At 73.0% G+C, this 3,989-nt stretch carries 5 protein-coding genes; 2 read left to right on the top strand and 3 right to left on the bottom strand.

From position 1 onward, the window contains the following. Both ACWEN3_RS42945 and ACWEN3_RS42950 read right to left on the bottom strand, forming a co-directional pair. A partial coding sequence (locus ACWEN3_RS42945) for an ABC transporter permease (protein ID WP_452983118.1) occupies positions 1-1,387 on the bottom strand: 1,387 nt, incomplete at its 3' end. Between the two features lie 4 nt (positions 1,388-1,391). Further along, positions 1,392-2,207, bottom strand: coding sequence for an ABC transporter ATP-binding protein (locus tag ACWEN3_RS42950; RefSeq protein WP_452983121.1), 816 nt, complete (start codon positions 2,205-2,207; stop codon positions 1,392-1,394). A gap of 209 nt (positions 2,208-2,416) precedes the next feature. Here ACWEN3_RS42950 and ACWEN3_RS42955 point away from each other — a divergent pair, with 209 nt between their 5' ends. Together ACWEN3_RS42955 and ACWEN3_RS42960 are read left to right on the top strand one after the other, a co-directional pair. Next, positions 2,417-2,659, top strand: a complete 243-nt coding sequence (locus ACWEN3_RS42955; RefSeq protein ID WP_452983124.1) for a toxin-antitoxin system HicB family antitoxin — start codon at positions 2,417-2,419, stop codon at positions 2,657-2,659. Positions 2,660-2,711: 52 nt separating this feature from the next. Next, on the top strand, positions 2,712-3,050 hold the full coding sequence (locus ACWEN3_RS42960) for a fic family toxin-antitoxin system, toxin component (RefSeq protein ID WP_452983129.1): 339 nt from the start codon (positions 2,712-2,714) through the stop codon (positions 3,048-3,050). Between the two features lies 1 nt (position 3,051). On the opposite strand, the gene ACWEN3_RS42965 is transcribed toward ACWEN3_RS42960, so the two are convergent. Continuing rightward, the gene (locus ACWEN3_RS42965) at positions 3,052-3,741 is read right to left on the bottom strand and encodes a class I SAM-dependent methyltransferase (protein WP_452983126.1); all 690 of its coding nucleotides are present in this window, start codon (positions 3,739-3,741) and stop codon (positions 3,052-3,054) included. Positions 3,742-3,989 lie beyond the last annotated feature (248 nt).

Genomic DNA, 3,989 nt, shown 5'->3' on the forward strand with positions numbered 1-3,989 from the left:
GTTCGAGAACATCAACGCGCCCGAGATCGGCGTCTACGGCGTGGACCACGTCAAGGTCGCCGAGGCCCAGCAGCGCGGCGGCCGGCGCGATCTTCGTGGCCGCCGCGCAACCGGCCAGCGCGACCGCACCCGCCGCGCCGACCGCCGAGCCGACGATCGCCCGGACCCTCAACGGCTTGCCCACCCCGGCGACCTCGGCGTCCGCGAGCGCCGCCATCGGGGAGACGGTCGCCGCCCGCCGGGCCGGCAGATAGGCGGCCACGAAGGTGACGCCGACACCGACGACGTACGCGGCGACGGGCGTGCTCCAGCCGATCACCATCTCCGTGGCCTTCAGGTTCATCCCGAACGCGCTGATCAGCCGGATCAGGCCGAACGCCAGCCCGATCCCGGCGGCGAGACCGAGCGTCGAGCCGACCAGCCCCAGCAGCAGCGCCTCCGTCAGCACCGACCGCCGCACCTGCCGCCGGTCGGCGCCGAGCGCCCGCAGCAGGCCCAGCTCCCGGGTGCGCTGGGCGATCAGCATGGAGAAGGTGTTGACGATCAGGAACACGCCCACGAGCAGCGCGACGCCGGCGAATCCCAGCATCACGTACTTGATCACGTCCAGGAAGCCGCCGAGGTTGGCCGCCGCCGACTTGGCGTGCTCGTTCGCGGTCTTCAGGTCGTAGGTTCCGGTGCCGATCGCCGCGCCGATCCGGTGCTTGAGCACCGTGTCGGACACCCCCTTGGCCGCGTCCACCGAGATGCCGGTCGCCCGTGCGGGCGAGCCGAGCAGCTCACGGCCGGCCACCGCCGGGTCGAGGAAGATCTGGGCGGCGCCCGGGTTGGTCGTGGTGAACGTCGCGATCCCGGCGACCCGGACCCGGAACGAGCCGGGCTGGGCCTGGACGGTCAGCGTGTCACCGATCCGTACGTGCTTCTTGCCGGCGGTGTCGGCGTCGAGCAGCGCCTCGCCCGCGCCCCGGGGAGCGTGCCCGGAGGTCAGCCTCACCGGGCTGCGCCGGGTGGCGTACCAGGCGCTGGCGAGGGTGGGCGCGCCGGTGGTCGGGCCGACGGACCTGTTGTGGCCGTCGACCACCACGATGTTCTCCACCTGCACGTCGGCCTGGGCCGCCGCGACCCCGTCGACCTTCGCCACGCGGTCCCGCAGCGCGGCGGGCAGGGTCTGCACCGCGCCGCTCGTCCGCGCCGACATCAGGCCCTGCTTCGGCTCGACCGTCACATCGGCGGTGGTGGAGGCGAACAGCCGGTCGAAGGTCCGGGTGACGGTGTCGGAGAAGATCAGGCTGCCCGCGACGAAGGCCACGGAAAGGACCACGGCCAGGGCGGACAGGGCGAGCCGGCCTTTGTGCGCGAGGAAGCTTCTCAGGGTCGCCTTCAGCACCGGGTCAGTCCTCCTGCGGGGTGCCGGGCTCGCCGATCAGGCCCCGGACCGCGTCGAAACGTTTCATCCGCTCCAGGACCGCGTCCGCCGTCGGCCGGGCCATCTCGTCCACGATCCGCCCGTCGGCCAGGAAGAGCACCAGGTCGGCATGGGCGGCGGCGCCCGGGTCGTGCGTGACCATGACGACGGTCTGCCCGAGATCGTCCACGGCGCCCCGCAGGAAGCCCAGCACCTCCAGGCCGGCCCGCGAGTCGAGGTTCCCGGTCGGCTCGTCGGCGAAGATCAGCTCGGGCCGGGAGGCCAGCGCCCGCGCGCAGGCGACCCGCTGCTGCTGGCCGCCGGAGAGCTGCGCGGGCCGGTGCTTCAGCCGCTCCCGCAGCCCGAGCGTGTCGATGACCTGGTCCAGCCAGTTCTCGTCGGGCTTGCGGCCCGCGATGTCCATCGGGAGGGTGATGTTCTCGGCCGCGGTCAGCGTCGGGATGAGGTTGAAGGACTGGAACATGAACCCGATCCTGTCCCGCCGCAGCCGGGTCAGCTCCCGGTCCTTCAGCCCCGTGATCTCGGTGTCGCCCAGCCAGACCTGGCCGGCCGAGACCGTGTCGAGCCCCGCCAGACAGTGCATGAGCGTGGACTTTCCGGACCCCGAGGGCCCCATCACGGCGGTGAACCGGCCCCGAGCGATGTCCACGTCCACCGAGTCCAGGGCGAGCACGGCCGTCTCGCCCGAGCCGTAGGCCTTGGTCAGCGCCCGGGCGCGGGCCGCGGTCCCCTCGCCGGGCGCGCGGCCCGGGGCGTGCTGTTCAGCGGCAGATGTGGACAAGACGGCCTCCAGGTCACCGGTACTTTCCGTCCCGGGCGAGCCTAATGTGACCGGGCCCACACCGGGAATCCACCGCGGGGTCGACGAAGCAGACGGGTGTAAGGGCCACCCTCCACCTGGGTGCCTCCACCCGTCCGGGTGTACGCCACGCCGCGCCGCGGCCCTCGTGTGGCCTTGTCCCGCTAGCGCTTCGGCGCTAGCGTCGAGACATGGCGAAGACCCAGCTGAACGTGCGCGTGGACGAGGGCACCGCCCGTGCGGCGCGCGAACGCGCCCTGGCCCGCGGGATGAGCGTCAACCGCTACATCGAGGAGCTGGTCAGACAGGACACCGGTGAGGTGGGCCGTACGTTCGTCGAGGCCGCCGCCGACTTCATGAAGCAGTACGAGTCCGTGTTCGCCGAGGAGCTCACCGACGCGCGCGGCACCGATCCGGGCGAAGGCCGCAGCTGATCCCTTGACCGATCCCTCGAACGAACTCAGCATCGACCTCGCCTGGCTGCTCATGCTCGCCGAACAGAAGACCCCCGGAGACCCACAGGTCACCGACTGGGGCGCGCTGATCGCCGCCGTCGCCAGGCACCGGGCCGAGATATTCGGCGTCCCCGTCTACGACAGCCCGCAGGCCCGCGCCGCGTCGCTGCTCCAGCTGCTCATCCATGTGCCGGCGCTGGAGCGCTCCAACGCGCTGTTCGCCTCGGCGGTCGCCTACGCCTACCTGGTCGCCAGTGGGGCGAAGGTCGTCACCTCGCCCGAACAGGTCCGGGACCTCGCCCGGCTGGTGAAGGACGGCGCGGCGAGCGTCGACGACATCGCCCGGGAGCTGCGCCGCTGGAGCCTGTGAATCAGCGCGCGACCGGCTCCTCCGGCCGCCAGGCGGTGCCCAGCGCGCAGTACGAGGTCGGCAGCGTCGGGCGCTCCGGCAGCAGCAGCCGCCGGTGCGGCCCGAGTTCGAACCCCGCGGCGCGCAGCGCTGCCACCGGGTCCCGGGCCACGTGGCAGCCGCCGAACAGCGCGGGCCACAGCGTCCGGTCCAGCGCGCGCTGAGTCAGCGTCATCACCCGTCCGCCGCCCCGCCCGTGTTCAAAGAACCGCACCTGCGCCCCGGGCCTCAGCACCCGCCGCACCTCGCCCAGCGCCCGCGTCACGTCCCGCACGCTGCACAGCACCAGCGAGAGCACGGCCGCGTCGAAGGCCTCGCTCTTGACGGGCAGCGCCTCCGCCGCGCCGGGCACCACGTCGACCGGCACCTGGGCGCGCAGCGCCGACTCCAGCGCCAACTGCCGCAGCAGCGGCTCCGGTTCGATGGCGACGACCTCGGCGACCGTGCCCGGATAGTGCGCGAAGTTCAGCCCGTTGCCCGCGCCGATCTCGATCACCCGCCCGGACAGCCCGGCGAGCAGCCGCTCACGTATCCCGGCCATGCCGAGCCGGGTCTCGGCGCCCACGCTGATCCGGGCGTAGTAACGGGCGAACAGCGGATGGTGGTCGGGACTTCGCACCACCGGGCCGGAGCTGGTGGACAGCAGCCGCATGGCAACCTCCCGGACAGGACGGGCCTAGGGACAGTGTCCCCCGGGAAACGGCGTCGCACCCCCCGCCGGACGGCCCGTCGCGCAAGAGCACCCGTACGAGGGGAGCGGCCGGGGCACGTTCCGGGAACCTGTCGGGCGGCGGGGGCCGACGTCGCTCTCCGGCGTGCGGCCGGATGCTCAGGCCCCCGCCCGCCTGGACAGGGCCTAGCGCGCCTCCCGGACCCGGAACGCCTCCGCGTCCCAGGTGC

The sequence above is a fragment of the Streptomyces sp. NPDC004561 genome (assembly GCF_053602155.1).

What these genes read in the sequence shown, in the direction of transcription:
- ACWEN3_RS42955 (WP_452983124.1), top strand. Translation starts at nt 2,417, where the DNA reads ATGGCGAAGACCCAGCTGAACGTGCGCGTGGACGAGGGCACCGCCCGT.
- ACWEN3_RS42960 (WP_452983129.1), top strand. Translation starts at nt 2,712, where the DNA reads ATGCTCGCCGAACAGAAGACCCCCGGAGACCCACAGGTCACCGACTGG.
- ACWEN3_RS42965 (WP_452983126.1), bottom strand. Translation starts at nt 3,741, where the DNA reads ATGCGGCTGCTGTCCACCAGCTCCGGCCCGGTGGTGCGAAGTCCCGAC.